Annotated in this window: 30 protein-coding genes; 18 read left to right on the top strand and 12 right to left on the bottom strand. The window is 68.0% G+C overall.

Going from position 1 to position 26488, the window contains the following annotated elements:
* Nucleotides 1–187: 187 nt before the first annotated feature.
* From PGN37_RS17410 to PGN37_RS17400, 3 genes are read left to right on the top strand one after another with little or no spacing between them, the layout of a single operon-like run.
* The gene (locus PGN37_RS17410) at nucleotides 188–670 is read left to right on the top strand and encodes a hypothetical protein (protein WP_335332248.1); all 483 of its coding nucleotides are present in this window, start codon (nucleotides 188–190) and stop codon (nucleotides 668–670) included.
* Entirely contained in the window at nucleotides 667–1386 is a 720-nt protein-coding gene (locus tag PGN37_RS17405) for a sensor domain-containing protein (RefSeq protein ID WP_335332247.1), read from the top strand. The genes PGN37_RS17410 and PGN37_RS17405 overlap by 4 nt, the downstream gene beginning before the upstream one ends.
* Nucleotides 1386–1634, top strand: a complete 249-nt coding sequence (locus PGN37_RS17400) for a hypothetical protein (protein ID WP_335332246.1) — start codon at nucleotides 1386–1388, stop codon at nucleotides 1632–1634. The genes PGN37_RS17405 and PGN37_RS17400 overlap by 1 nt, the downstream gene beginning before the upstream one ends.
* Here PGN37_RS17400 and PGN37_RS17395 read toward each other — a convergent pair.
* On the bottom strand, nucleotides 1631–2200 hold the full coding sequence (locus PGN37_RS17395; protein WP_335332245.1) for a TetR family transcriptional regulator: 570 nt from the start codon (nucleotides 2198–2200) through the stop codon (nucleotides 1631–1633). The two genes, PGN37_RS17400 and PGN37_RS17395, sit on opposite strands and share 4 nt — an antisense overlap.
* A 53-nt stretch (nucleotides 2201–2253) precedes the next feature.
* On the opposite strand from PGN37_RS17395, the gene PGN37_RS17390 reads away from it, so the two are divergent.
* Nucleotides 2254–2916, top strand: coding sequence for a class I SAM-dependent methyltransferase (locus PGN37_RS17390; RefSeq protein ID WP_335332244.1), 663 nt, complete (start codon nucleotides 2254–2256; stop codon nucleotides 2914–2916).
* Here PGN37_RS17390 and PGN37_RS17385 read toward each other — a convergent pair.
* From PGN37_RS17385 to PGN37_RS17370, 4 genes are all read right to left on the bottom strand, one after another.
* Nucleotides 2913–3977 carry a prenyltransferase gene (locus PGN37_RS17385; RefSeq protein ID WP_335332243.1) on the bottom strand — a complete coding sequence of 355 codons (1065 nt, stop codon included), beginning with the start codon at nucleotides 3975–3977 and terminating at the stop codon, nucleotides 2913–2915. The two genes, PGN37_RS17390 and PGN37_RS17385, sit on opposite strands and share 4 nt — an antisense overlap.
* Nucleotides 3977–4747 carry a class I SAM-dependent methyltransferase gene (locus tag PGN37_RS17380; protein WP_335332276.1) on the bottom strand — a complete coding sequence of 257 codons (771 nt, stop codon included), beginning with the start codon at nucleotides 4745–4747 and terminating at the stop codon, nucleotides 3977–3979. Before PGN37_RS17380 ends, PGN37_RS17385 begins: the two co-directional genes overlap by 1 nt.
* Entirely contained in the window at nucleotides 4684–5919 is a 1236-nt protein-coding gene (locus tag PGN37_RS17375) for a glycosyltransferase family 4 protein (RefSeq protein WP_335332242.1), read from the bottom strand. Before PGN37_RS17375 ends, PGN37_RS17380 begins: the two co-directional genes overlap by 64 nt.
* Before the next feature lie 205 nt (nucleotides 5920–6124).
* The gene (locus PGN37_RS17370; protein ID WP_335332241.1) at nucleotides 6125–6580 is read right to left on the bottom strand and encodes a PPOX class F420-dependent oxidoreductase; all 456 of its coding nucleotides are present in this window, start codon (nucleotides 6578–6580) and stop codon (nucleotides 6125–6127) included.
* A 48-nt stretch (nucleotides 6581–6628) separates the two neighbouring features.
* On the opposite strand from PGN37_RS17370, the gene PGN37_RS17365 reads away from it, so the two are divergent.
* The 9 genes from PGN37_RS17365 to glgX all read left to right on the top strand — a co-directional run bounded on the left by PGN37_RS17365 (nucleotide 6629) and on the right by glgX (nucleotide 15917).
* Nucleotides 6629–6940, top strand: coding sequence for a hypothetical protein (locus tag PGN37_RS17365; protein WP_335332240.1), 312 nt, complete (start codon nucleotides 6629–6631; stop codon nucleotides 6938–6940).
* Between the two features lie 37 nt (nucleotides 6941–6977).
* Nucleotides 6978–8372: an acyl-CoA dehydrogenase family protein gene (locus PGN37_RS17360; protein ID WP_335332239.1), complete on the top strand. Its 1395-nt coding sequence runs from the start codon at nucleotides 6978–6980 to the stop codon at nucleotides 8370–8372.
* A 337-nt stretch (nucleotides 8373–8709) separates the two neighbouring features.
* Entirely contained in the window at nucleotides 8710–10554 is a 1845-nt protein-coding gene (locus PGN37_RS17355; protein WP_335332238.1) for a hypothetical protein, read from the top strand.
* Nucleotides 10551–10700 (top strand): hypothetical protein, encoded by a 150-nt coding sequence (locus PGN37_RS17350; RefSeq protein WP_335332237.1) that lies wholly within the window; start codon nucleotides 10551–10553, stop codon nucleotides 10698–10700. Before PGN37_RS17355 ends, PGN37_RS17350 begins: the two co-directional genes overlap by 4 nt.
* On the top strand, nucleotides 10697–11107 hold the full coding sequence (locus PGN37_RS17345; protein ID WP_335332236.1) for a hypothetical protein: 411 nt from the start codon (nucleotides 10697–10699) through the stop codon (nucleotides 11105–11107). Before PGN37_RS17350 ends, PGN37_RS17345 begins: the two co-directional genes overlap by 4 nt.
* On the top strand, nucleotides 11104–12420 hold the full coding sequence (locus PGN37_RS17340) for a hypothetical protein (RefSeq protein WP_335332235.1): 1317 nt from the start codon (nucleotides 11104–11106) through the stop codon (nucleotides 12418–12420). Before PGN37_RS17345 ends, PGN37_RS17340 begins: the two co-directional genes overlap by 4 nt.
* Nucleotides 12421–12450: 30 nt before the next feature.
* Entirely contained in the window at nucleotides 12451–13122 is a 672-nt protein-coding gene (locus PGN37_RS17335; protein ID WP_335332234.1) for a PAS and ANTAR domain-containing protein, read from the top strand.
* Nucleotides 13119–13670, top strand: a complete 552-nt coding sequence (locus tag PGN37_RS17330) for a nicotinamidase (protein ID WP_335332233.1) — start codon at nucleotides 13119–13121, stop codon at nucleotides 13668–13670. Before PGN37_RS17335 ends, PGN37_RS17330 begins: the two co-directional genes overlap by 4 nt.
* 87 nt (nucleotides 13671–13757) lie before the next feature.
* A complete protein-coding gene (gene glgX / locus PGN37_RS17325) occupies nucleotides 13758–15917 on the top strand; it encodes a glycogen debranching protein GlgX (RefSeq protein ID WP_335332232.1) in 2160 nt (719 codons plus the stop codon).
* Nucleotides 15918–16151: 234 nt separating this feature from the next.
* Here the strand turns inward: glgX and PGN37_RS17320 are convergent, their stop codons facing one another.
* Both PGN37_RS17320 and PGN37_RS17315 read right to left on the bottom strand, forming a co-directional pair.
* Nucleotides 16152–17474 carry a maltokinase N-terminal cap-like domain-containing protein gene (locus tag PGN37_RS17320; protein WP_335332231.1) on the bottom strand — a complete coding sequence of 441 codons (1323 nt, stop codon included), beginning with the start codon at nucleotides 17472–17474 and terminating at the stop codon, nucleotides 16152–16154.
* A 42-nt stretch (nucleotides 17475–17516) separates the two neighbouring features.
* A complete protein-coding gene (locus PGN37_RS17315) occupies nucleotides 17517–18533 on the bottom strand; it encodes a hypothetical protein (RefSeq protein WP_335332230.1) in 1017 nt (338 codons plus the stop codon).
* A gap of 139 nt (nucleotides 18534–18672) precedes the next feature.
* Here PGN37_RS17315 and PGN37_RS17310 point away from each other — a divergent pair, with 139 nt between their 5' ends.
* Together PGN37_RS17310 and pyrE are read left to right on the top strand one after the other, a co-directional pair.
* Entirely contained in the window at nucleotides 18673–19485 is an 813-nt protein-coding gene (locus PGN37_RS17310; RefSeq protein WP_335332229.1) for a HugZ family pyridoxamine 5'-phosphate oxidase, read from the top strand.
* A 26-nt stretch (nucleotides 19486–19511) separates the two neighbouring features.
* Nucleotides 19512–20090, top strand: coding sequence for an orotate phosphoribosyltransferase (gene pyrE, locus PGN37_RS17305; protein ID WP_335332228.1), 579 nt, complete (start codon nucleotides 19512–19514; stop codon nucleotides 20088–20090).
* A gap of 45 nt (nucleotides 20091–20135) precedes the next feature.
* Here pyrE and PGN37_RS17300 read toward each other — a convergent pair whose 3' ends face one another.
* Genes PGN37_RS17300 through PGN37_RS17285 form a run of 4 tightly spaced genes read right to left on the bottom strand, consistent with a single transcriptional unit; the run spans nucleotide 20136 to nucleotide 23929 of the window.
* Nucleotides 20136–21170, bottom strand: a complete 1035-nt coding sequence (locus PGN37_RS17300; protein WP_335332227.1) for an ABC transporter ATP-binding protein — start codon at nucleotides 21168–21170, stop codon at nucleotides 20136–20138.
* A complete protein-coding gene (locus tag PGN37_RS17295) occupies nucleotides 21167–21940 on the bottom strand; it encodes an ABC transporter permease (protein WP_335332226.1) in 774 nt (257 codons plus the stop codon). The genes PGN37_RS17300 and PGN37_RS17295 overlap by 4 nt, the downstream gene beginning before the upstream one ends.
* Nucleotides 21937–22779 (bottom strand): ABC transporter permease, encoded by an 843-nt coding sequence (locus tag PGN37_RS17290; RefSeq protein ID WP_442932950.1) that lies wholly within the window; start codon nucleotides 22777–22779, stop codon nucleotides 21937–21939. Before PGN37_RS17290 ends, PGN37_RS17295 begins: the two co-directional genes overlap by 4 nt.
* A 1-nt stretch (nucleotide 22780) precedes the next feature.
* The gene (locus PGN37_RS17285; RefSeq protein ID WP_335332224.1) at nucleotides 22781–23929 is read right to left on the bottom strand and encodes an ABC transporter substrate-binding protein; all 1149 of its coding nucleotides are present in this window, start codon (nucleotides 23927–23929) and stop codon (nucleotides 22781–22783) included.
* 118 nt (nucleotides 23930–24047) lie between these two features.
* On the opposite strand from PGN37_RS17285, the gene PGN37_RS17280 reads away from it, so the two are divergent.
* On the top strand, nucleotides 24048–24461 hold the full coding sequence (locus PGN37_RS17280) for a TIGR03668 family PPOX class F420-dependent oxidoreductase (RefSeq protein WP_335332275.1): 414 nt from the start codon (nucleotides 24048–24050) through the stop codon (nucleotides 24459–24461).
* A 113-nt stretch (nucleotides 24462–24574) separates the two neighbouring features.
* A complete protein-coding gene (locus PGN37_RS17275; RefSeq protein ID WP_335332223.1) occupies nucleotides 24575–25150 on the top strand; it encodes a sigma-70 family RNA polymerase sigma factor in 576 nt (191 codons plus the stop codon).
* On the opposite strand, the gene PGN37_RS17270 is transcribed toward PGN37_RS17275, so the two are convergent.
* On the bottom strand, nucleotides 25126–26046 hold the full coding sequence (locus tag PGN37_RS17270; protein WP_335332222.1) for a DMT family transporter: 921 nt from the start codon (nucleotides 26044–26046) through the stop codon (nucleotides 25126–25128). The genes PGN37_RS17275 and PGN37_RS17270 overlap by 25 nt on opposite strands.
* A gap of 102 nt (nucleotides 26047–26148) precedes the next feature.
* On the opposite strand from PGN37_RS17270, the gene PGN37_RS17265 reads away from it, so the two are divergent.
* A complete protein-coding gene (locus tag PGN37_RS17265; protein ID WP_335332221.1) occupies nucleotides 26149–26487 on the top strand; it encodes an aminopeptidase in 339 nt (112 codons plus the stop codon).
* Nucleotide 26488 lies beyond the last annotated feature (1 nt).

Below are 26488 nucleotides of genomic sequence, written 5' to 3'. Positions count from 1 at the left end.
TTCAGCAACCTCGACGTTGCTATCCGTTCACCTTCGACGCATTGAGTACGCATCCGAGGCCTCGAAATGCGTTGTAAACAACGAGTTTCGCGCACGACCATCACGCTGTTGAATCGATCGGAGAACGAACGTGTCAACCGGGAGCCACGCCACGCGGGCGTTCCTCGCAGGAACTGTCACAATCACGATGAGTTTTTTGCTGGCGCCCGTTGTCGCCGCGCAACCCGTCGATGCGGTCGCCGATCCGTCGGCGCCACCTGTGCAGGTCGCCGCGCCAGGGAGCGACAACGCGGACCCGGCCGCGGTCGCGGCGTGCAGCCAGTTCGCTCAGGTCCTGGACGCCACGGCGACCTACTACGGCGACTTCGCCGATTCGCTCGAGGCCTTCGCCGCCGTCGACTACTCCGATCCCGCCGTCGAGAGCAGTAACGTCGTCGGCCGCACTGCTTTACGGCAGGGGGCCGGAGTCGCGATGGCTGCCGCCAACACGCCGGGTCTGGCGCCCGCAGTGGCCGACCCCATGCGGCAATGGTCGGTCGATGCCACCAAGCTCCTGATCAAGATGGGGTTGCGCGGCGGGCGCGACACCCTCAACACCACCGCCGACGAGATGAACAACGATGCGGTGGCCGCCCAGCAGGCGTGCGCCGCCGCGGGTACTCACGCATGACCTTCCCCCGACCACGGCGCGTCGCCGCGTTGTGCGCCGGGTCTGTCTCACTGGCACTCGTCGCTGCCGGCTGTAGCGGGACGCCTACCCCGCAACCGACCGCGCAGGAACTGGTACCGGAGTCCGCGCTGAACGGACTCCTGCTGAACGGCAACGACATCGACGCCATCATGGACGGCGCTCCGCTGATCGCCGAACCCGTGACCTCCGCGATGGACGACAACCGGAACATGCTGCCCAACCTGAACTGCCTGGGTGTGTGGCACCCCGGCGAAACCGCCATCTACGGCACCGCGGACACCCCGGGCTCGTGGACGTCGGTGCGCCGGCAGCTCCTGCGCGCTCCCGGGAACGACCAGTGGCGATCGTCGGTCGTCCAGTCCGTGACGTCCTACCCCACCCCCGAGGGGGCACGCGATTTCCTGAGCCAGTCCGCAGACCGTTGGACCAAGTGCAGCAATCACACGGTCAACATCACCCTCAACGATCAACGCTTACCCCGCTGGCGCAGTGGCGATCTCGATGCAGCACCCGATCGACTGAGGATGCCGATCGGCCGCTCGACCGAGACGGCGTCCTCGTCCTGCGAACACGTTCTCTCGGCGCGAGTGAATGTGGTCATCGACGTGCTGGCCTGTACGCCGCGATCTGCCGACATGCGGCAGGCCAGCGTGATCAGCGAGCGCATCGCGTCGCACGTTCCGACGTCCGGCTAGTGCGGCCGACCTCGGACAGCGCGAACGACGCCCAGGCCGACTACTACCTGGCGATGCTGACCGCGCGCTGGCAAGCCCTCGAGACGGAGATCGTCGAACGGTGCAACGAGCTACGTAGGCTCTCTCCTGCGGCGCGGAAAGCCGAGCGCGGCCGCAACATTCGCCGGGTCATCAAGCGCAAGCAGGCCGAGGTGGCCTCGGTGCGCGAGATGTGTGCCGCGCTGGTCGACCGGGCCGAGAAGGGCTAACCCAGCAGCAGGCGCGCCGCATTCTCCAATCTGCGGGCGATCTCCTCGTACGAGGCGTAGCCCATTCCCGACCGCACCAGTGCTCCGGCGTAGAGCAACTCCAGCGTGTCGATGACGCCCGAGTCGGCGTCGGGACCGAGCGCCTCTGCCAACCGATCCCGGATATCGCGGCCGATGCGCAGGCGCAGCACCTCGACATCCGGGTCACGGCCGAGTAGAGCGGTGGTCACCGCACCGGCGAACTCCGGTTCGTCGGCAACCGGCTTCGAGATGTGCCCCAACACTTCGATGACGCGGACCGCCGGGTCGTTGGATTGGTGTGGCACACAGGGCGATCCGGCGAGCCGGCGCCAGAAGACCTCTGCGACCAGATGTTCTTTCGACGAGAAGTACGTGTACGCGGTCGCCGCACCGACACCGGCTTCGGCGGCGACGCGCCGCACCGTCAGACCGGCGAAACCTTCACGGCCGAGCACGTTCACCGCGGCTTGCCCGAGCCGTTCCACGGTCTCGGCCTGCTTGGCCGTCAGGCGCCGACGAGTCGACTCGAGGGCCGGATCGGACACATGTCCGGACGCTACTACAACGCCGTGATGCCAGCAACGGTAAGTTGAGGGTCATGACGATGCCGACGGCCGCCACGACGCTGTTCGAACTCGCGGAACGGGTCACCGGATTCATGCCCGCCGACGAGGGCCGGGCGCTTTACGACACCGCGCTGCGCTACCTCGGCGACGGGGTGGCGGTCGAAATCGGTACGTATTGCGGCAAGTCGACCGTGATGCTCGGCGCGGCTGCCCAGCAGACCGGGGGCCTGCTGTACACCGTCGACCATCACCACGGCTCCGAGGAGCACCAGGCCGGGTGGGAGTACCACGACTCCTCTCTCGTCGACCAGGTCACCGGACTGTTCGACACGCTGCCCACATTGCGGCACACGCTCGACGCTGCCGGTCTGGACGAACACGTCGTCGCGGTGGTCGGCCGCTCCCCCGTCGTCGCCCGAGGGTGGCGAACACCGTTGCGGCTGTTGTTCATCGACGGCGGCCACACCGAGGAGGCGGCCCAACGCGACTTCGACGGCTGGGCGCCCTGGGTGCAGGTCGGTGGCGCCCTCGTGATCCATGACGTGTTCCCCGATCCGGCCGACGGCGGTCAGGCACCGTTTCACATCTATCGACGGGCGCTGGACTGCGGAGATTTCCGCGAGGTGTCGGCGATGGGGTCGATGCGGGTGCTGGAAAGGAGCAGCGGCGACGCCGGCAAGTTGGGCGAGGGCTAGCGCTCGCTGGTCGCGCACTCGCAGTCGTACTGGCCCTCGAGCCCGCGAGGAAGGTCGGTGCCGCGGAAGATGCCGCTGCCCGGGGTCGCCGACGACAGTGCGTCGGCCGCCAGGATCACCGCCGCCCCCGTCCAGGTCGTACGCTCCACCGGCCAACGCTTTCCGTCGTCGAACACCAGCCCTGTCCAGTAGGACCCGTCCTCCTCGCGCAGGTGGTGCATGGCCGTGAACTGCTCGTGGGCCCTGCTGTGATCGCCCATGGCCTCGAGTGCCAGCACCAGCTCACACGTCTCGGCACCGGTCACCCATGGCCGGTCGTCCACGCAGCGGATGCCCAACCCGGGAACCACGAAATCCTGCCAACGCGCGTCGATACGGGCCTGCGCACGCCGGCCTCGGATCGCGCCACCCAGCACCGGGTAGTACCACTCCATCGACCAGCGATCCTTGAGGACGAAGCCCTCCGGATGTTCGGCGATGGCGTGACCGAGACGCCCGACCGCGATCTCCCACTCCGGCTGCGGTTCGCCGACATGGTCTGCCAGCGCCAACGCGCACCGAATACTGTGGTGGATGCTCGAACACCCTGTCAGCAGAGCCTCCGCAGCTGAGCCCGAAGGACCTGCGGCCCAGGCGATCTCGCCGGTGCTCTTCTGCAGGGTCAGCACGAAGTCGATGGCTTTCACCACCACCGGCCACATCGACTCGGCGAAGTCGCGATCACCGGTGACCAGAACGTGGTGCCACACCCCGGTCGCGATGTAGGCGCAGAAGTTGCTGTCGCTGTTGGGATCTTCGACGATCCCGTCACGCAACTGGATCGGCCAGCTGCCGTCGGGCCGCTGCGTCACCCGCGACCACTCGTAGGCCGCACGTGCGCTGTCCAGCAGGCCGGCCGCGGTCAGCGCCATCGCGTTCTCGACGTGATCCCAGGGATCTGTGTGCCCGCCCACCGACCAGGGGATCGCGCCCGAGGACTCCTGCGTCGCGGCAATCGATTCCGCGGTCTGCAGACACTGCTCGGGCGTGAAGACGCCTGCCACGTGGGGGACGTCGGCCATCAGCTGGGCTTGGTGAAGTAGAGGGCGACGCTCTTGCCGATGACCGGATTGAGAACGGACTCCGCGGTCCTGGTGAGCCACGGCCGACTCATCATGTCCCACACCAGCATCTTGTGGTACGCGGTCACGGCGGGGTGGCTGTCACGTTCGGTACCGACCGCACATTTGAGCCACCAGTACGGCGAGTGCAGCGCATGAGCGTGATGCGTGTGGGTCAACGTCAAGCCGTGCGCCAGGACCTTGTCCCGCAGTTCGTCGGCGCGGTAGATGCGGATGTGGCCGCCCTCGTTGGCGTGGTAGGAGTCCGACAGCGCCCAGCAGATGCGCTCAGGCAACCAGCGCGGCACCGTGATCGCCAGGGCACCACCGGGTTTGAGGACGCGGACGAGTTCGGCGATGGCACGCTCGTCCTCGGGGACGTGTTCGAGGATCTCCGAGGCGATGACGCAGTCGAACGTGGCGTCGGGGTACGGCAGGTCGAGCGCGTCACCCTTGACGGCCTCGCCGGTGGCCGACGCCGGTGCCTCACCCTGCTCCTTCATGGCCTGCAGGATCGCGTCGACATCGTTGAGATCGGCTGCGTTCTGGTCGAATCCGACGACGTCGGCGCCGCGGCGGAAGGCCTCGAACGTGTGGCGGCCGGCCCCGCAGCCGACGTCGATCACCTTGGTTCCCGCGCCGACATCGAGGCGGTCGAAGTCCACGGTCAGCATGAAGCGACCCTTTCCCGAGCTTGTTGGTACACCGCAACCGTCTGTGCGGCAACGGATTCCCAGCTGAACACGTCGAGCGCACGGCGCCGTCCGTTGGCTCCCAGCCGGCGAAGTTCGAGCGGCGAGTCGAGCAACTCGCCGAGCACGGCGGTCAGTTCGTCGACGTTGGCCGGGGTGACCAGACGCGCGCAGTCACCGTCGGGCCCGACGACTTCCGGCAGCGCGCCCGCCCGGCTGGCCACGATCGGGGTACCGCTGGCCATCGCCTCGACGGCCGGCAGCGAAAAGCCTTCGTAGAGCGAGGGAATGCACGCGATCTCAGCCGAGGCGAGGAGGTCGGCCAGTTCGGTGTCGGACAACCCGCTGGAGCTGTGCACGATGTCGGAGATGCCCAGTTCGGCGATGAGCTTCTCGGTGGGCCCGTTGGGTTCGAGTTTCGCTACCAGCTGCAGCTCCAGATCCCGCTCCACGCGCAGCCGCGCGATCGCGTGCAGGAGGTGGCTCACGCCTTTGAGCGGTACGTCGGCACTGGCGATCGCGATGATCCGGTTGCGCACCCGATGCTCGGAAGGACCGAAGAGCTGGGTGTCCACGCCGAGCGGCACGACGTGCAGCTGGCGCGGATCGACCGCGAAGTCCTCGGCGATATCCGTGGCCGACGTCGATGAGACGGTCACGAGTTCGGGAATGCGACGTGCAACGGCCTTCTGCATCTCGGCGAAGGCATACCAGCGGCGCACCAGCGGCTTGCGCCACCACGGGGCTGCGGCCACCTCGACGACGCGGTCGCGAGTGATGGGGTGGTGAACGGTGGCGACCACCGGCATTCCCGCAGCGGCGATGTCCAGGAGGCCGGTACCCAGACACTGGTTGTCGTGGACGACGTCGAAATCGTCGAGCCTGGCGGCGAGCAGTCGGGCCGCCCTCTTGCTGAACGTCTTCGGCTCGGGGAACCCGGCCGTCCACGTGGTCAGCAGTTCTTCGAGATCGATGGTGGTCTTGATCTCGCTGGGCCGCGGCACGCGGAAGGGGTCCGGTTCGCGATACAGATCGAGGCTGGGCACCTTGGTGAGGCGCACGCGCGGGTCGAGGCCCTCTGGATAGGGCTGGCCGGAGAAGAGCTCGACGTCGTGCCCGAGTTCGACCAGTCCACGGCTGAGATGGCGCACGTAGACGCCTTGCCCGCCGCAGTGTGTCTTGCTCCGATAGGACAGCAAGGCGATACGCATGTCAGTTCACCTATGCCGCGGCACGGAGGTGGGCGCGAGTCCAGCGCGGGAAGCCGCTGCGAGCTGGCCGAATCGTGTGGTGCAAGAAATCCGAACCCCTCCTGGACATGTGTCCAGACTATAGTTTGACGTGCTAGCTGATGCAACGCGTCTGCTAGCTCTGACTACCACAATCGGCGCCGGCCGTCCTGCTCGGCCCTGGCGATCACGGAGGCGGAAAGCCACCCGTGGCGACTGGCCCCCAACGCTGCGGGGTGACCCTGATCAGGCACTTTCCCTGATCCACCATCGCCTGCCGGTACTCGTCCCAGTCGGGATGTTCGCCGGCCACCGCGCGGAAGTAGTCCACCAGGGGCTCGACGGCATCCGGCAGCGAGATCACCTCGGCCGGGCCGTCGACCTGCACATAGGGGTCGTTGAAATCGTCACTGAGCACCAGGACGCTGGCGCGGGGGTTGCGGCGGATGTTGGCGGCCTTGGCGCGCTGCGGATAGCTGGCCACCACGATGCGACCCTGCTCGTCGAGACCGCCGGTGACCGGCGAGGTCTGCAGCGAGCCGTCTGCGCGAAAGGTGGTCAGCACCATGTGGTGGCGCCCTCGGATGAAGTCGTGGAGATCGCCGGCGGCGACGGTGTCGGCTGTCGCATACTTTCGGGCCATCACCTCAGCGTATTCGACTTGTCGGTGGGCCCTCCTAGTCTGTCGAACATGAGTTCGAATGATGTGATCGCCACCCTCGACGCCCTCGACACCGCCTACCGCGCTCTGGCCGATCTGCCGCTGCACGACCTCCGCCCCACCGATCTGCGCGCGCTGATCGTGCGACTGGAGGAGTTGGACAAGGCGGTCGTCACTCTCCAACGCCGAATCATCCGCCGGCTGGTGAGCGCGCCACCGTCGGCCGAGTTCGCTGGCGCTTCGTGGGCACAAGTGCTGTCCCGTCGCCTGCGCATCTCTGTCGGCGAGGCCCAGCGGCGCATCGTCGAGGCCGGCGGGCCGCCGCAGGCGATGTCGGCATGACCGGTGGTTTTCGTCGCGCCCGTGGGTACCCACGCTCATGACCTTCGACATCACCCCTTCCGTCGCCCAGCACGACTTGGCAAGGCGGACGCACGAATTCGCCGAAGAGGTCGTCCGGCCTGTCGCCGCCGAATACGACCAGCGCCAGGAGTTCCCGTGGCCGGTCCTCGAAGAAGCGGCGCAGAGAGGCTTCTACAGTCCGCTGTTCTACCGCGATCTCATCGGCGACCCGAGCGGTCTGTCGCTGCCGATGTTCATGGAAGAGCTGTTCTGGGGCTGCGCGGGCATCGGGCTGGCGGTGGTCATGCCCGCGCTGGCTCTGTCGGCGATCGGTCAGGCCGCCTCGCCGGAACAGATGCTGCAGTGGGCGCCGGAATGTTTCGGGACGCCCGGCGACCTCAAGCTCGCCGCGCTCGCCATCTCCGAACCCGAAGGCGGCAGCGACGTCCGCAATCTGCGAACCACGGCCCGGCGCGACGGTGACGGCCCGGACGCGGACTGGATCATCGACGGCCACAAGATGTGGATCGGCAACGGTGGCATCGCCAACGTGCACGTCGTCAATGCTGTCGTCGACCAAGAGCTGGGCCACAAGGGCCAGGCGCTGTTCATCGTGCCCGGCGGCACCCCCGGCCTGGAGATGGTCCGCAAGCTCGACAAGCTGGGCTGCCGCGCCTCCCACACCGCCGAACTGAAGTTCAACGGCGTGCGTGTTCCGGCCGAGAACCTGCTGGGCGGGCAGGAGAAGCTCGAGCACAAATTGGCTCGCGCACGCGAAGCCGTCGAAGGCGCCAAGCACTCCGGTTCCGCGACACTGGGCACCTTCGAGCAGACCCGGCCGATGGTCGCCGCCCAGGCACTCGGAATCACCAGGGCCGCACTGGAATACGTCACCGAATACGCCAACCGGCGAGAAGCCTTCGGCGGACCCATCATCGACAACCAGGGCATCGCGTTCCCGCTGGCAGACCTGGCCACCGGCCTGGACGCCGCGCGGTTGTTGACCTGGCGCGCGTCGTGGATGGCTGCGACGGGCGTGCCGTTCGAACGCGGTGAGGGCTCGATGTCCAAGCTGGCGGCCAGTGAACTGGCAGTCAAGACCACCGAGCGGGCGATCCAGACGATGGGCGGCTGGGGGTATATCAAGGACCACCCCGTGGAGAAGTGGTATCGAGACGCCAAGCTCTACACCATCTTCGAGGGAACGAGCGAGATCCAGCGCATCGTGATCTCCAACGCTCTCGGCGCCGGAGACGGCAGGCCACCGCTGCACGTCGACCTGGAGCCCACCGGCGGCCCGCTCAACCGCATGTTCGGCCGCGGCACCCCGGCGCGCACGCAAGCTGCCAACACTGCGCTGGCGATGAAGGACCGCGTGCCGGGGCCGGTGATGAACGCCGCGATGAAGGTGCTCCGCCCCCCGAAGAAGTGAATGCCGCGAGCCCGGCGCAGCCCTGCGCTAGCGATTGCTAGCAACCGCTAGCGGTCACCGACGGCGGCCCCTCGGACATGCGGCGCCACCCGGCGGCCAGCGGCGCTGCGACCCCCCGAACCTGACCCGGCGACGGGGGCAGCACACCGACGGCAGCACGTGAAAGCCGCGATAGGGCCCATGATCGGCCCGGCGACGACTACTGTGCAGGACCTTCTCGACGCCTCGGACACGGAAAGATGTCAGTCTGTGAAAAAACCCGATACCCCTGGTTTCGCCTTGCCTGCTTCTGGCAACATTACCGCCCAGTAATGACTCCATCGGTACGGGTGAAGGAATGACGATGATGCATTCTCGACCGGACATCACGGTGCTCGCACAGGGCAGCGAGGGTGGCGGCGCAGAGCTCAGCCAGGTTTTCGGCCTGTCTGCGGTGGCCTTGGCCGTCACCGCTGTTCTGCTGTGGATCGGGTACCAGCACCGCCAGCACAAGATCTCGTGGCTGGGCAATCTCGCGGAGTGGATGGGACGGAAGTTCCACCGGCCGGCATGGGTGGCGCTCCCTGTGGCGATCTTCGTCAGTGCCATCATCTGCGCGCTGTTCGGCTTCATCTGGGACGTCAGCCTGCACATCGGTAAGGGCCGCGACCCCGGCCCGCTGGCCAACCCGGCGCACTACTTCATCATCATCGGGCTGTTCTTCGTGTTCATCGCCGGATGCACGGCGATCGTGCTGCCGTTCGACAAGCCCGGTCCGGCCGCCGTTCGCATCACCGACAAGTGGTCCGCACCGGTCGGCGGCATCGTGATGGCCGGCTGCGGCATGTACGCCCTGATCGGCTTCCCGCTCGACGACGTGTGGCACCGCATCTTCGGCCAGGACGTCACGCTGTGGGGTCCGACGCACCTGATGATGATCGGCGGCGCCGGCTTTTCCACGATCGCCGCGGCCTACCTCGAAGTCGAAGGCAAACGGGCTGTCGGCGCGGATGCGCCGCGAGACGGCATCGCGCTCAAGTTCATTCAGTACCTGGCGTTCGCCGGCGTGCTGATCGGATTGTCGGTCTACCAGATCGAATTCGACTTCGGTGTGCCTCAGTTCCGGCAGGTGTTCCAGCCGATGCTGATCGCCGCCGCGGCGTCCATCGCGCTCGTGGGCGCACGCATCTTCCTCGGCCGAGGCGCCGCGATCATCGCTGCCGTCGTCGCCATCGGCCTACGCGGCATCATCGCGTTCATGGTCGCGCCGCTGCTGGACGCGCCGGTGAACTGGTTCCCGCTGTACCTGGGTCCCGCCCTGGTCGTGGAGCTGGTGGCGCTCACCCCGCTCATGAAGAAACCTGTGCTCTTCGGCATGGTCAGCGGGCTCGGCATCGCCACGGTCGGGCTGTGGCTGGAATCGCTGTGGATCGACGCGATCTACCCGTACCCCTGGCCCACCAGCATCTGGCCCGAAGCACTGGCGATGGCCGTGCCGGTCGCGATCCTGGCGGGCGGCTGCGGCGGCATGATCGGCATGGTCCTCACCGGCCGCAAGCTGCCCGGCCGCGCCATCTCCATCGGCCTCGTCGTGCTGACGGTGCTGGCGGTCGGTGGGGCGACTGCCAACGGTCTGCGCTACTCGGTGCCGCAGGACGAGACTGCGACGTTCGCGCTCACCGAAGCCCAGGGCCCCGGCCCCGGCCGCTTCGTCACCGCAGACGTCCGCTTCAATCCGCCAGACGCGATCAGCGACGACCCCAACTGGGTGTCGGTCCTGGGGTGGCAGGGCGGCCTGTCCAACGAACGTGGCCAGTTCATCGACCATCTCGAGCAGGTCGGCCCCGGTCACTACGTCTCGACCAAGCCGATGCCGGTGTCCGGCCAGTGGAAGACGCTGTTGCGTGTCCACGACGGCACCACGCTCACCGCGGTTCCGATCTACCTGGCCGGCGATCCGGGTATCGGCGCGAAAGAGGTGCCGGCCGAAGCACAGTTCACCCGGCCGTTCGTCTCGGAGATCACCATCCTGCAGCGTGAGCGCAGCCCCGATATCCCGGCCTCGCTGTGGCTCATCGGCTGCCTCATCGTGCTGGTCTGCACGCTGGCGATGATCGCCGGAATCAGCTGGGGCGGTGGCCGGATCAACAACCACGAACCGACCGGCAGCGAGAACGAACTGCAGCCGTCCGCGCAGGCATGACCTCAGCCGCAGAGGTCGTGATCCTCGCTGATCACTCGATCTGGTTGGCGCTGCCCGCGTTCGCGCCCGCATTCGTGGTGGCCGGCGTGGTGTTCTACATCGCCAGGAAGAACCGCAGGAATCCCGACGAGACAGGAGAACCGTGACCAGACTGCTCGTGCTGACCGCCGCCGCGGTTCTGCTGCTCGCCGGGTGTGGAGGCAACAAGAGCGACGACGCCGGCACGGGGAGTTCCACTTCGGGAGCCCCTGCCACCACGCAGATGACCGACGCGCAGTCAGCGCCGGAGCGGTTGGCGGTCGCTGTGACGATCAAAGACGGCACGGTGACCCCGTCCAACGAACAACTGCAGGCAAAGGTCAAGCAGCCGATCGTGATTCAGGTCGACAGTGACGCCGCCGACGAGTTGCACGTGCACTCCACTCCGGAGCATTCGTTTCCGATCGCCGTCGGCCCCGGCCAATCGTTCCAGTTCTCCGTCGACATGCCCGGCCGGGTCGATGTGGAACTGCACGAGCTGAACAAGACCATCGCCACCATCGCTGTGCAGTGACCACCCACGTGCTCGCCCACGGGCTGGGTGGCTCGACCGATCTGCCGATCCCGTTCACCTATGCGCTGATCGGCGCGGCCTGGGCACTGACGTTCACCTTCGCCGTCGTCGCGCTGGCGTGGAAGCGACCGAAGTTCGATGCCGCGCGCCAGGGCCGGGCACTGCCGGAGGTGGTCACGCGCGTCGTCGACGCGACGGTGACCCGCTGGGTCCTGACGGTGCTGACGCTGGTGCTGACGGCGTGGGTGGGGATGGCAGCCCTCTTCGGGCCGCAGAACTCGGACAATGCGTTGCCCGGCGTCTTCTATGTGCTGCTGTGGGTCGGATTGGTCGCGCTGTCCCTGCTCTTCGGCCCGGTGTGGCGGGTGATGTCACCGGTGCGCGCCCTGCACCGCATCACCGGGCGCCCCTCGCTGGGGCGCAGCTATCCGGACCGGTTGGGGTACTGGCCTGCCGCGGCGGGTTTGTTCGCCTTCGTCTGGCTGGAGCTGGCCAGCCCTGACCCCGGTTCCCTGGCCGCGATCCGCATCTGGCTGCTCGTCTACCTGATGATCACGTTCGCGGGCGCGATGTGGTGCGGCACCCGGTGGTGTGCCCGCGCCGATCCGTTCGAGGTCTACAGCCTCGTGGCGTCCCGGCTCTCCCCGATGCGCCGCAACGCCGACGGCCGCATCGCGATCGGCAACCCCTTCGACCACCTGGGGACCCTGCCGGTGCGCCCCGGCATCGTCGCCGTGCTGTCGGTGCTGCTCGGCTCGACCGCGTTCGACAGCTTCTCGGCCACACCCGCATTCCGGAACTTCTCCGACCGGGTCACGGACTCCGCGGCGACGGCGAGCCTGCTGCGCACCGCGGGGCTGCTGCTGTTCGCCACCGTGGTGGCGGTGTCCTTCACGCTGGCCGCCCGCGCGACAGGAGGCGTCGATGCGCAGCAGCGGCGCGAACTCCCCGGCAAGATGGCCCACTCGCTGATCCCGATCGTCATCGGTTACGTGTTCGCCCACTACCTTTCCTATCTGGTCGAGCGGGGCCAGGAAACGATCATCCGGCTCGCCGATCCGCTCGGACGCGGCTGGAATGTGTTGGGCCTGGCCGACAACGAGGTCAGCTACGTGCTGTCCATGCATCCCGCGATCGGCGCCACGCTGAAGGTCGGCTTCGTGGTGGCCGGCCACATCGCCGGAGTCGTTGCCGCGCATGACCGTTCGCTGGCCCTGCTGCCGCGGGCCCATCAGGTGACCGGACAGCTGGCGATGATGTTGGTGATGGTCGGCTACACGTTCATGGGCTTGTATCTGCTGTTCGGCGGCTGACCCGGCACAGCCGCCGCTATCGTTTTCGATGTGCCCGATGACGTCCCACTCGAGCAGCCGAAAGACGAACCCCAGCGCGTCGGATGGTTCACGTTCCACTTCGACGACGAGCGATGGGCGTGGTCTGACGCGGTGCAGATCATGCACGGCTACGAACCCGGCGCGGTGACACCGACCACCGAACTCGTGCTCTCCCACAAACATCCCGACGATCGTCCGACTGTCGCGGCCACCCTGCACGAGATGCGTCGCGCCCATCGCCCGTTCTCCACCCGGCACCGCATCGTCGACACGCGCGGTGAAGTCCGCGATGTCGTCGTCGTCGGTGACCGCATGACCGACGAGCAGGGTGAGGTGATCGGGACGCACGGCTTCTACGTCGACGTCACCCCGGTCCAGACGATGACCCAGGAGATGGTCACCGCCGCGCTGACGGAGATCACCGAGAACCGCGCAGTCATCGAGCAGGTGAAGGGCATGCTGATGCTCATCTACCGGGTCGACGATGATGCCGCGTTCGAGTTGCTGCGCTGGCGTTCCCAGGAGTCCAACGTCAAGCTGCGGGCGCTCGCCGAGCAGTTGCTCACCGACTACCGGCAGCTCGACTACCAGGACACCCTGCCCAGCCGGGAGACGTTCGACCATCTGCTCCTGACCGCCCACCAGCGGGTGCGAGGCGACGGCGATACCGTGAGTGGGTGAAAGCGCTCATCATCGTCGACGTGCAGAACGACTTCTGCGAAGGCGGATCGCTGGCGGTCGAGGGTGGCGCCGCGGTCGCACGCTCCATCTCCGACATGCTGGCCGGCGAGCACGGCTACGACCACGTGGTGGCCACCAAGGATTTCCACATCGACCCGGGTGAACACTTCTCCGACCAGCCGGACTACGTCAACTCGTGGCCCCGGCACTGCGTCGCCGGCACCGACGGCGCCCAGTTCCACCCCGAACTGGACGTCACACCCGTGGAGGCCGTGTTCCACAAGGGCCATTACTCGGCCGCCTACAGCGGCTTCGAGGGCGTCGACGACGACGGCACCTCGTTGGCGGACTGGCTGCGCGAGCGCGGTGTCGACACCGTCGACGTCGTCGGCATCGCCACGGACTACTGCGTCAAGGCGACCGCGAGCGACGCGGCCGCGAACGGACTGAGCACCCGCGTCCTGCTCGATCTCACCGCCGGTGTCGCCCCCGTGAGCACCGAAAAGGCCGTCACCGCGCTACGCGCCGCCGGCGTCACCATCAATTGACGTCCTTGTGACACAACGAACGGTTGCAGTACCCCCGTTGTGGGCATCCCCTACCGCCACCCGCCGCACGCACACCAGGAGAGCTCCTTGACTCAGACCGCCGCCTCGCCGGACACCTCCTATCCGCTCGAGGTGTGGCCCGGCAAGGCCTACCCCCTCGGCGCCACCTATGACGGCTACGGCACCAACTTCGCCCTGTTCAGCGAGGCCGCCGAGAAGGTCGAGTTGTGCCTGTTCGACGTCAACGGCGAGCAGACCGACTGCATCACGCTGCCCGAGGTCGACGGATACATCTGGCATGGGTTCATCCCGAACATCGAGCCGGGCCAGCGCTACGGCTACCGCGTGTACGGCCCCTACGACCCGGCCAACGGGATGCGTTGCAACCCGAACAAGCTGCTGCTCGACCCCTACGCCAAAGCAATCGACGGGCAGTTCGACTGGAACCAGTCGCTGTTCAGCTACACCTTCGGCGACCCCGACAGCCGCAACGACGACGACTCGGCGCCCAGCATGCCCAAGTCCGTCGTGGTCAACCCGTACTTCGACTGGGGCAACGACCGACCGCCGAACCTCGAGTACGCCGACTCGGTGATCTACGAGGCCCACGTCAAAGGCCTCACCCAGACTCACCCCGACATCCCCGAGCAGATCCGAGGCACCTACGCCGCGGTCGCGCACCCGGTGATCATCGACCACCTCAAATCGCTCGGTATCACCGCGATCGAGCTGATGCCGGTGCACCACTTCGCCAACGACTCGACCCTGATCGACAAAGGGCTGTCCAACTACTGGGGCTACAACACGATCGGGTTCTTCGCCCCCGACTCCAAGTACAGCTCGAACCCGAACCCGGGCGGGCAGGTGCAGGAGTTCAAGGCGATGGTGCGGGCGCTGCACGAAGCCGGCATCGAGGTCATCCTCGACGTCGTCTACAACCACACCGCCGAGGGCAACCACATGGGACCCACGCTGTCGATGCGCGGCATCGACAACGCGGCGTACTACCAGCTCGTCGACGACGACAAGCGCTACTACATGGACTACACCGGCACCGGCAACAGCTTCAACGTGCGGCACCCGCACTCGTTGCAGCTGATCATGGATTCGCTGCGCTACTGGGTCACCGAGATGCACGTCGACGGTTTCCGCTTCGACCTGGCCTCGACCCTGGCCCGCGAGTTCTACGACGTCGACCGGCTCGCGACGTTCTTCGAACTCGTGCAGCAGGACCCGACGGTCAGCCAGGTGAAGTTGATCGCCGAGCCGTGGGACGTCGGCCCCGGCGGTTACCAGGTCGGCAACTTCCCGCCCCAGTGGACCGAGTGGAACGGCAAGTACCGCGACACCGTTCGTGACTTCTGGCGCGGCGAGGACGCCAGCATCGACGAGTTCGCCTATCGGTTGACCGGGTCGTCGGACCTCTACGAGCACACCGCTCGTCGGCCGGTCGCGTCGATCAACTTCGTGATCGCCCACGACGGGTTCACGCTGCGCGACCTGGTGTCCTACAACGAGAAGCACAACGACGCCAACGGCGAGGACAACAACGACGGCGAGAGCCACAACCGATCCTGGAACTGCGGCGTCGAAGGCCCGACGGACGACCCGGAGATCAACGCGCTGCGGGCCCAGCAGGAACGCAACTTCCTGACCACCCTGTTGCTGTCCCAGGGTGTACCGATGATCTGCCACGGCGACGAGCTGGGGCGTACCCAGGGCGGCAACAACAATGGTTACTGCCAGGACAACGAGATCACCTGGATCGACTGGACGAAGGTCGATGAGGGTCTGCTGGACTTCACCCGGGCGGTGTCGGGGCTGCGGGCCAGCCATCCGGTGTTCCGGCGGCGACGGTTCTTCTCGGGCAAGCCCGTCGGCCGCCGCGGTGATGCCGGTCTGCCCGACATCGCCTGGTTCGGTCCCGACGGTGCGGAGATGTCCGGTGAGGACTGGGGCGCCGGTTTCGCGAAGTCGCTGACCGCGTTCCTCAACGGCCACGGCATCCCGGACATGGATGCCCGCGGCCAGCGCGTGGTCGACGACTCGTTCCTGCTGTGCTTCAACGCCCATTACGAGCCGATCGACTTCACGTTGCCGCCCAAGGAGTTCGGGGCGGCGTGGGTGCCGGTGATCAACACCGCGGAGCTCACTCCCGACGGTCATCCGGACGAGGCGCAGCCTGCAGGGGCGACGTTGAAGGTGCCTGGGCGGACGACGGTCGTGCTGCGGGCGCAGACCGACTGAGACGGCGCTGTCAAAAGGCTGCTGTGAAAAGACTGCCGTGAAAGACGTTGCGCGGCATTGCGCTTAGAGGCCAGGTTCAGCGTCTTTACTGCAGCGGTGTGTTAGCTTTGGGGAGCTGTTGCAGCCGTGGTCGCTTGTGGGCGCGCGTCTTGACGCGAGGCCACCGGTCGGGCGGGCCGGAGTAGGAGCCGTAGAGCGGCGGTGACCTACCGGGTGGCCACGGTTGCCAGCTTTCTACGTGCTCTCGTTGCCCACGATGCGCTCGATCGACCGCATCGGGATCGGCAGCCACGACGGGCGGAACCTGGCCTCGTAGGCCGCCTCGTAGACCGCTTTGTCCAGCTCGTAGGCGGCCAGGATCTGCGCCGCGGCAGCTGGATCCGCCCCGCCGCCTGCGGCATAGCCGTCGCAGAAGGCGGCGCTGTTGCGGTCCACCCACTGTCGCGCCCGCTCGGCGAGTTCACCGTTGTCACTCGTGTCGGAGCCGCGCTCGACCACCAACTGGTAGGCCGCGTATTCGAACGACCGCAACACCCCCGCCACGTCGCGCAGAGGGGAGTCCGGCCGGCGCCGCTCGTCGAGCGGCTGCCCGGGCTCGCCCTCGAAGTCGATCAGCACCCAGCCGTCCTCGGTGCGAAGCACCTGCCCGAGGTGCAGGTCGCCGTGCACCCGCTGCGCCAGCATCGCTTCGTCGGCCAGCGCACGGTAGCGCGCCTCGATCCGCGGTGCGTGCTCGACCAGCGCGGGCGCCGCGTCGACGGCAATGCGTAACCGGTGCAGCGCCGTGTCGACGGGGAAGGACACGGTCGACGTACCGAGGGCGTCGGCCAGCGCCGCGTGCACCGAGGCCACTGCCTCGCCGAGTTGACGGGATTCGCGGGTGAAGTCGGAGAAGTCCTCGCGCGTGCTCGCGGTCGCCATGTCCCAGCCCTCGCAGCTGCCGGCCGCGAACGCCGTCACCATCCCGAGAGCCGACGGCTCGGCGGACTCAGTCTCGGACACCGTCTCGAACGACCCGAACAGCGTCGCCACGTGAGTGTTCTTCGCCCGCGCCAGCACGCGGTTCAACTCGATGTCGGGATTGATGCCGGGGGTCACGCGCCGGAACACCTTGAGGATGGCGTCGCTGCCGAAGATGACGCTGGTGTTGCTCTGTTCCGCTCCTGATACGCGCGGCGCCGCCTCGAGCGGCAGCGTGGCTCCGGGTTCCTTGACGAACGTCAGCGAACCCACCGTCGCGGACTCGTCGATCAGCGCGAGCAGGCGGCTGGCCGCGGCCGGATCGAACATCGCGTCGTAGGCGAATCGGCCCTGATCCGATCCGATCGCCGCGAGATCCCCGAAATCAGGTAGCGGGGTGTCGCTCCAGCGGACCAGCACCTGGTAGCGCTCGGTGGTGCCGTCGCCGTAGCCGACGTCGAGCAGAACATGGTCCAGGTCGGCATCAAGATCGGCACCGAGCGGGGTCACGGCGATCGGTTCGACGCGGGTCAGTTGGCGGGTGCGACCGGCGTACCAGCGCTGTCGCACGATCCAGTCAGCGAAGGGCAGTCTCATCACGGTGTCTTTAGTACCCGTTCCGCCGCCGCGACCCCACGCTCAGGCGAGAAAACGCTCCGCTCCGGCGGTGCGGACGAACCGCAGACTGTTGGCCTGCCGGTAGCCGAGCACGCCCCCGCCGAAGGTCAGCAGGATGAGGCCGGCGAGCCCGGGCAGCGCGACGGCGGCGAGCTGGGCGATGGTCGGGCTGACCATGGAGCGCGGCATCGCCTCGGGTCGCGGCCCCGCCGCACCGGTGGTCATGGGTTGTGCGGTGGCACCCGGTGTGGGGGCGATCGAGCCCCGGATCGTCGGCGTGCTCGCTCCGGCCACGCCCGGCGCGGTCACACCCGGCTCCGCGGCGACGGCGTCAGGTGCGCGGGTGCCCGCCCGGGGGTTGGCGGCCGTGATGGCGCGCGGGACGGTCACGACGAGCGGTGCGTGCAGCACCGTCGGATCCTGGCCGACGCCTCCGCCACCGCCACCACCGCCGGCGGTCCCGGTGGCGGCATCGACCACCGGGGCCTCTTCCTGGGTGCGGAACGCGGGGCCAGGTGGCGGCGCAGGCGGCACGATCGACAGCGCCGAGAGGAACTGCGTCAGTGACGGGACGGGGATCTCGACGGTGGTGTAGAAGTTGCGAGGCAGTGGCAGCTGGCCCGACGGGATCTCGCCGGGGGCGGGCAGCCGCAGTACCGGGATCGTCAGCGAACGGCCCGAATCGGCCTTGCCGGATTCGCGGGGCGGCAGCGAGATGTCCGACTCGGAGGGCTCGCGGGAGGGGCTGCCGCCGCGCGACGGTTCGTCGGGTTCGGTGTCGACGGTGACCGACGAGTCCGTGTCCGGGGTGTCGACCGAGGATGACGAACCGCCGGAGGTGTCCGTGGACGTGTCCTTGGGTGCGTCGGTACCGCCGCTGTCGGTGCCACCCCCGGAGTCGGTCTGCGAGGAACCGTCGCCGTCCGACGGCTGAGCGAGGACGGGCCCGGCGCCGACCCCAGCGCCCACCCCGCCGAGGAACAGAACCATGGAGAGCGCACCGGCAGCGGCGAAGGCACGCGATGCGGGCCGCCCCATGATGCCCCCTAATCCGGCCGACGAGACGCCGATGACTATCCCGGCAATTCTCGCACATCAGCACAACCCCACGGCCGAATAAGAGTTTGCTGACGGCCGACTGAAATCGACGTCCGCGTCAGTGCGTTATCGTGCGGTCGTGACGTCCGGAAGCCGACCCCGCGACCACGGCGACCCCGGCGATGCGCCGACCATTCCGCCGCCGCTGCGCGAGCCCGCCAATCCTGCACGCCCGTCGGCGACTGAAGAGGCCCGCACGATCGCGGCATCGACGAACTCCGCGACGCTGGCCACGCTGACCGCCGACGGCGACCCGTGGGCTTCGTTCGTGACCTACGGGTTGCTCGGCGGAGCCCCGGTGCTGTGCGTGTCGAATCTCGCCGAGCACGGCCGCAACCTGGCGGCCGACCCGCGGGCGAGCCTCGCGATCGTCGCCCCCGCGACTGAGTCCGACCCGCTGGCCAACGCGCGGATCACGGTGGCGGGTCGTGTGGAACGTCCGACCGGTGACGAGCAGGCGGCGGCACGCGACGCGCACCTGGCGGCGGTGGCCGCGGCCAAGTACTACATCGACTACACCGACTTCACGCTGTGGGTGCTGCGGGTGGACCGCGTGCGATGGGTCGGCGGCTACGGGCGCATGGAGTCCACGAGTGGCGCCGACTATGCCGCGGCGCAGCCCGACCCGATCAGCCCGCATGCCGCTGGTGCCCTCGCCCATCTGAACGCCGACCACGCCGATGCGCTGGCCGCGATGGCGCGCGAACTGGGCGGCTACCCCGACACCACGACCGCCTCGTGCACCGGCGTGGACCGCTACGGCCTCGATCTGAGGGTCATGACCGAACGCGGAATGGCCTACACGCGAATCGGTTTCGCCTCACCGCTCGATTCTGCCGATGAATTGCGTTCCGCCGCGGTCGAGTTGACGCGTCGGGCCCGCGGGCAGTGAATCGGGCCGGGCATTACCATCGCGCTATGTCCGAGCAGATGCAGCGTCCCGAGACCTGGCAGGCCGCGTTCGAACTGATCCGCACGCGCGGACACGAACGTCGCGAGGAGCCGTTCCGGCTGGCCAGCGGTCAGCTCAGCCACGACTACATCGACGGCAAGTTCGCGGTCGACACCGGGGAGCGCCTGTCGGTGGTCAGCCGCGCGGTCGCCGATCTGGCCGCGGCCCAGGGCATCGAGTTCGACGCCGTCGGCGGACTGACGATGGGGGCCGATCCGCTCGCCCACGGCGTGGCGATGGTGACGGGCAAGGCGTGGTTCTCGGTGCGCAAGGAGCAGAAGAGCCGCGGCCGGGAGCAGTGGATCGAGGGCACGCGGTTGCAGTCCGGGGACCGGGTGCTGCTCGTCGACGACGTGATCAGCACCGGCGGTTCGACGGAGCTGGCCCTCGAGCGCATCGCGCCCCTCGGTGTGGTGGTCACGGGCGTGATCCCGATGGTTGATCGCGGGGACGTCGCGGCGGCCCGATTCGCCAAGCGCGGCATCCCCTTTCACGCGCTGGTGAGCTATCGCGACCTGGGCATCGACCCCGTCAAGGACGTGTGATTTCGGCGTGGTTGACGTCGCTGAGCGACGATCAGCACGCCGGAATCACGCCGGCGTGACGAGCACGGCGTCGCTGTCGACCGCGACCGCCACCCGCTCCCCCGGCTGCAGGTCCCGAGCGGCTGAGCTGGCCATCTGAGCCATCAGCACCGCGCCGTCGGCCGCGCTCAGGTGCACCCGCGAGATCGCCCCGAGGAACGACACCGACGTCACGGTCGCGGTGCCCGACGGATCGGCGGACACGCTCACCGACTCGGGCCGCACCATCGCCACCCCCTCGCCGTCGACGGACCCCGGTGCCGCGGGCAGCGACAGACCGAGCAGGGACGCACGTCCCCCGGACACCGTCGCGGGCACCTTGTTGTTGAGCCCGACGAAATCCGCGACGAACGGTGTCGCCGGATGGGCATAGAGCTCCGCGGGCTCTGCGAGCTGTTCGAGCCTGCCCTTGTTCATCACCCCGACGCGGTCGGCGACGGCCAGCGCCTCCTCCTGGTCGTGGGTGACGAACAGCGTGGTGGTGCCAACGTCGAGTTGCACGCGCCGGATCTCGTCGCGCAGCTGGGTGCGCACCTTGGCGTCCAGCGCCGAGAGCGGCTCGTCGAGCAGCAGCACCCGCGGCTGGGTCGCCAGCGCGCGGGCCAGCGCGACGCGCTGCTGCTGCCCGCCCGAGAGCTCCTTCGCGTAGCGGCCGCCGAGCGCTCCCAGGCCCACCAGGTCGAGCATGTCGGCGGCGCGAGACAGCCTCTCGCCCTTGGATTTTCCGCGCATCTTCAGGCCGAATGCCACGTTGTCGAGCACGGTCAGATGCGGGAACAGGCTGTAGGCCTGGAACACCATCCCCATGTCCCGCTTGCTGGCGGGCACCTTGCTGACGTCGTTTCCGCCGACGGTGACGGTGCCCGACGTCGCCTCGTCGAGACCGGCGAGGATGCGCAGCGCCGTGGTCTTGCCGCAGCCCGACGGGCCGAGCAGCGCCACCATCTCGCCCGGCTCGATGTGCAGGGTCAGCCCGTCGAGCGCCCTGGTCTCACCGTAGAGACGGGTCAGCTCGGTGAGCTCGACGGCAACTCCGGTCACGTGGTCACTCCTGTCTGGTGGCGGCGGCCGCGGGTGACCAGCGAGAGGATCAGCAGCAGCGCGAAGCCGAACAGCAGCGTGGCCAGCGACGCGGCCACCGAGGTGGGGCCATTGCTCTTGCCAATGGTCACGATCTGCACCTGCAGCGTCTCGTATCCCGACAGCGACGCGATCGTGTACTCGCCGAGCACCACGGCGATCGAGATGAAGGCGGCCGAGAGGATGCCCGACCAGATGTTGGGCACCACGACCCGCAGGATCGTCGTCGTCCAGCCCGCCCCCAGCGACCGCGCGGCCTCCGAGAGGGTCTGCAGATCGATGCTCGACAGCGCCGCATCCAGCGCCCGGTAGGAGAACGGCAGCACCACGACGACGTAGACGAACGTCAGCGTCAGCGCGGACTCACCGAGGAAGTACGTGACCCACAGGTACACGTTGCGCAAGCCGACGACGATCACCAGCGCCGGGATCGTCAGCGGCAGCAGGCACAGGAATTCGATCAGCCCCTTGGCCCAGGGCGCGCGCAGTCGCACCCAGATCATGGTGGGCACCAACAGGATCAGCATCGCCACCACGGTCAGCACCGCCAGCGACAGCGAGACGACGATCGCGCGATACAGCGCCTCGTCGGCGATCAGGTTCGCCCAGGCCTGCCCGGTGCGTCCGCCGGAGATCAGGTCGCGCGTCGAGAAGTCGGCCATCGCGTACAGCGGGAAGCAGAAGAACAGACCGAACGCCACCCACAGCAGACCGCGCACCGCCCGCGTCATGACAGCCACCGCGCGCTGCGGCGCACCAGCAGGTTGTAGGCGACCATCACCACGGCCACCACGACGATCATCTCCAGCGCCAGCGCGTAGGCGAAGCCGGCCTGCCCCAGCACCACCTCACTGACCAGAGAAGCCCGGATCAGCAGCGGCAGGATCGGGCTGCCCTGACTCACGAGGGCGGCGGCCGTCGCGTAGGCGGCAAAAGCATTGGCGAACAACAGCAGCATCGAGCCGAGGAACGCCGGGGTCAGCAGCGGCACCGCCACCTCCCGCCAGTAATCCCACGTGGACGCGCCGAGGCTGACTGCCGCCTCGCGCCATTGCTCACGCAGGCCCTCGAGCGCCGGCACGAAGACGATCACCATCAGCGGGATCTGGAAGTACGTGTACACCAGGATCAGACCGCCCAGGCCGTACAGCCAACCCGAGCCGGCGAGGTTCCACCCTGTGGCCTGCTGCACCCACAGCGTCAGCACGCCATTCAGCCCGACTGTGGCCAGGAACGCGAAAGCCAGTGCGACACCGCCGAACTGGGCCAGCACGCTGCACAACGACAGCACGGCCCGGCGCACCATCGACGTCGGTGGGCTGCTGACGATCAGCCAGGCCATCACCGCACCGAGCAGCGCGCCGAGCACGGCCGTGGCGGCGCTGAGCAGCACACTGTTCAGCAGCGCCGAAAGCGCGGTTCCGGTGAACAACGCCGTGACGCGACTGAGCGAGAACACCCCGTCGAGATACACCGCACCGACCACGACGGTGACCGTCGGGATGATCAGGAACACCACGACGACGGCCAGGAACGGCAGCAGCGGCAGACCGTCACGGACGCGTCGCATGTCAGCCAACCGCGGCGGCCCAGTTCTCCGACAGGTACTTCGACGCCGTCTCGGTCTGCTGGGGGGTCGGTACCGTGACCGGCCCGTCGACCACCGGCAGCGACTTGGCGACTTCGGCGTTCAACGTCTTGCTGGCGAGCATGTTGTCGGCGCGCACCGGCCGAACCCCGCCCTGGGCGTACAGGTTCTGGCCCTCGTCGCTGTAGAGGAACTCCTGCCACAGCCGAGCGGCCGCCGGATGCGGCGCCTCTTTGTTGACGGCCTGGTAGTAGTACCCGGCGACCGCGGCGTCCGGCGGCACCAGCACCGTCCACGACGGAAGCTTCTTGGTCTCAGACGAATTCGTGTAGTTCCAGTCGATCACGACCGGCGTCTGCCCGGATTCGATGGTCGCCGGCGTCGGGTCGACGGGCAGGAAGTTACCCGCCTGCTTGAGTTTGCGGAAGAACTCGACGCCCGGGGCGATGTCGTCGGCCGACCCACCCTGCGACAGCGCCACCATCAACACCCCGGAGAACGCCGCGCCGGCCTGGGTGGGATCGCCGTTGAGCGCGACCTTGCCCTGGTACTCGGGCTTGAGCAGATCGTTCACGTTCGTCACCGGCGGCACCTTGGCCGAGTCGAAACCGATCGACATGTAGCCGCCGTAGTCGTTGACCCATGCCCCGTTCGGATCTTTGAAGGCGGCCGGGATGTCGTCGAAGGTGGCCACCTTGTAGGGCGCGAACATCGCGGTGTTGGCCAGGGCGACGGACTGGCCGAGGTCGAACACGTCCGGCGCGCTGCTGCGGCCCTTCTGCTGATTGGCCGCGTTGATCTCGTCCTGGCTCGACGCATCGGGTTGGGCGGAGTTGACCTTGATGCCGTACTTGTCGGAGAAGGCCTTGATGATCGCCCCGTAATTGGCCCAATCCGGCGGCAGCGCAATCACATTGAGCTCGCCCTCGCCTTTGGCCGCCTCGACGAGGCCGTCCATGCCACCGAAGTCCTGCGCCGAGGTGGCCTCCGACGCCTTGGCGCCGGACTGCGTCTGCGACCCGGAATCGTTCTTCTCGGGCGGCGCACATGCCGCGGCACCGACGACCAGCAGGGCGGAGGCGGCGCAGGCGACAAGGCGGGACAGGCGTCCAGTGGTGTTGGCAGAGGGCATGGTTGAGACCTTCCGGTGAGCAGGAGGCTGCGCAGTGGCGCGGCGATTACCTGGCCGTGTCATCGCGGTGAACCATAACCTGACGGTGCTGCCCGCGCCTAGGGTTGAGCTGGTGAGCATGTCCCGGCCTGTCACCGCATTCGCCGGTGCGCCGGTGGCCGTGCTCGCGACCGTGCGCCCCGACGGCGCCCCCCACGTCGTCCCGGTGGTGTTCGCGATGGCCGCCGATCGTGAGGATGTGGTCTACACCGCCGTCGACGCGAAACCCAAGTCGACGCAGCGGCTGCGTCGGTTGGACAACATCGCTCATCAGCCCGCCGTGAGCCTGCTCGTCGAGCACTACGACGACGACTGGTCGCTGCTGTGGTGGGTCCGCGCCGACGGCACGGCGACGATCCACGACGCCGGCGAGACGCTGGCGGCGGGCTACGCGGCCCTGCGCGCCAAGTACCCGCAGTACCACCGGGTCGCGTTGACCGGACCCGTGATCGCCATCCGAATCCATCGCTGGGCGTCCTGGAGTGGGGGTTAGCCGGTAGAGGCTGCGGTGGTTGTCCGCCGTGTGGTCGGAGGTCAGCTGGGCAGACGCGGGAGCAGTCCGGCGGAAGAGTCGGGGACATCATCCACGCGTGCCGAGGAGCCCCGATGACCGATCAACGCCAGCTCGCCGAACGATTCGAACGTGACGCGGTGCCACTGCTGCGTCAGCTGCGCGGGCATGCGGTGCGGCTGACCCGCAACCCGACCAACGCCGAGGATCTGCTGCAGGAGACGGCGGTCAAGGCGTTCGCGTCGTTCGGCGGGTTCACCGAGGGCACGAACCTGGCGGGCTGGCTCTACCGCATCATGGTCAACACCCACATCAGCGAGCACCGCAAAGGGCAGCGGCGGCCGACCCTGGAATTCACCGACGAGTTCTCCGAACGTCAACTGCTGGACCATCATCAACGCGCCGGTGTCGCGCACTCCCCCGAGGAACAGGTGCTGGCGCTCATCGGGGATCCGGCGATCGCGGCAGCAATGCGCTCTCTGCCCGGGCACTACCGCACCGCGGTGTACTACAGCGACATCGAAGGCCTCGCGGTCCGCGAGATCGCCGCCCGGCTCGAGGTGCCGATCGGCACCGTGATGTCCCGCGTCCACCGCGGCCGAATCCGGCTGCGGCTGGCGCTGCGGGACAGGGCCGCCGCGATCGGCTACTCGGTGCCCGAGGCGGCCTGACGCTCCGCGGGTTCGGTGCCGGCCGGCGCGGTCAAGCGCTCCTCGTAGGCGCCTTCGTCGCGGCCCAGCGCGATCGTGCCCGCGGCCATCGCCAGCGTCGCGACCGTCAGTGCCACGGCATCGAGGCGGCTGACGTCGAGTTCTTCGCCGAGCACGACCGCCCCCAGGATGACCGCGATCACCGGCTCCAACGTCAACATCGTCGGCACCGAGGTCTGCAGGGACCCCGCATGGAACGCCGACTGCTGCAGCAGCACGGCGATCACTCCGAGTACGACCAGCAGGTAGGGCACCGGCGTGATCATGACGGTCAGCAGGCCCTCGTGCGTGAGCACGTGCATGAACAGTTTGGTGAGCACCGCGACGACGCCGAACAAGACACCGACCGCGACGGCGAGCAGCACCGCACGCCGCCAGTCGGTGCTGCGCAGCGCAACCACGACACAGGCCATCACCAGCACCGTGCAGACGACGGCGACGATCGCCGACGTGCTCAGCGAGGCCTCGTAGTCGCCGGGGCTGGGTTTGGCCAACACCACGAACACCGCGAGTGCCGCGGTGAGCAACAGCGCCCAGGCCCACTCCGCGCGGGTGACCCGACGGTGGGCCAGCCGGGCCGACAGGGGCAGCGCGAACAACAGCGCCGACACCAGGATCGGCTGCACCAGCAGTAGCGAACCGTTGGCGAGCGCGAGCGCCTGGAACACGTAGCCGGCCACCGCCGCCGCCGTGCCTGCCCACCACAGCGGCCTGCGGATCAGGGTCAGGACCATCTTGGCGCTGACGCCCTGCTCTGCCGGTACGTCGATCGTGGCCCGTTGCCGCACCACGATGCCGATCGCCAGGAACACCGCCGCCAACAACGAGAGCAGGACGGTCACGCCATGGCCGATCACCCGACAAGGACAGCACATCCGGAGGGCTGCTGCCCACCCGGCTCGACGGGCGCCGATGATCGATCTTGTTTCGTCATCACAGAACTGGGCACTCCCTGCGCCATGAATCTGCGGAGAGTGGTCATGCTCGTCGGCGCGGTGGTGTTGCTCGTCGGAGTCATCGCGCTGCTGGTGCCGGTATCGGTGCCGGGGCCCCAGGGTGACATCGGATGCGGCAATGCGGTCGCGTCGGATCTGTCGCAGGCGCGCGACGTCGACAGCAACAATCTCGCGAACCTGCCGGTGCTGAACGAGATCATCCCGCACAAGGACTTCGTGGCCGAGTGCGACTCGGCGCTGTCGTCGCGGCGGTCCTGGTCGATCCCGGTGGCCGTGGTGGGTGTGCTGGTGCTCGCCGGTTCGTTCTTCGTCGGCGGCCGGACCGGCCGGGTGCGGGCCTAGC

Origin of the sequence: Mycobacterium kyogaense (assembly GCF_036946525.1) — a bacterium.
GTDB classification, from domain to species: Bacteria; Actinomycetota; Actinomycetes; order Mycobacteriales; family Mycobacteriaceae; genus Mycobacterium; species Mycobacterium kyogaense_A.
Note: the sequence above shows the minus strand (reverse complement) of the source record. Positions and strands in the feature narration are given on the sequence as shown.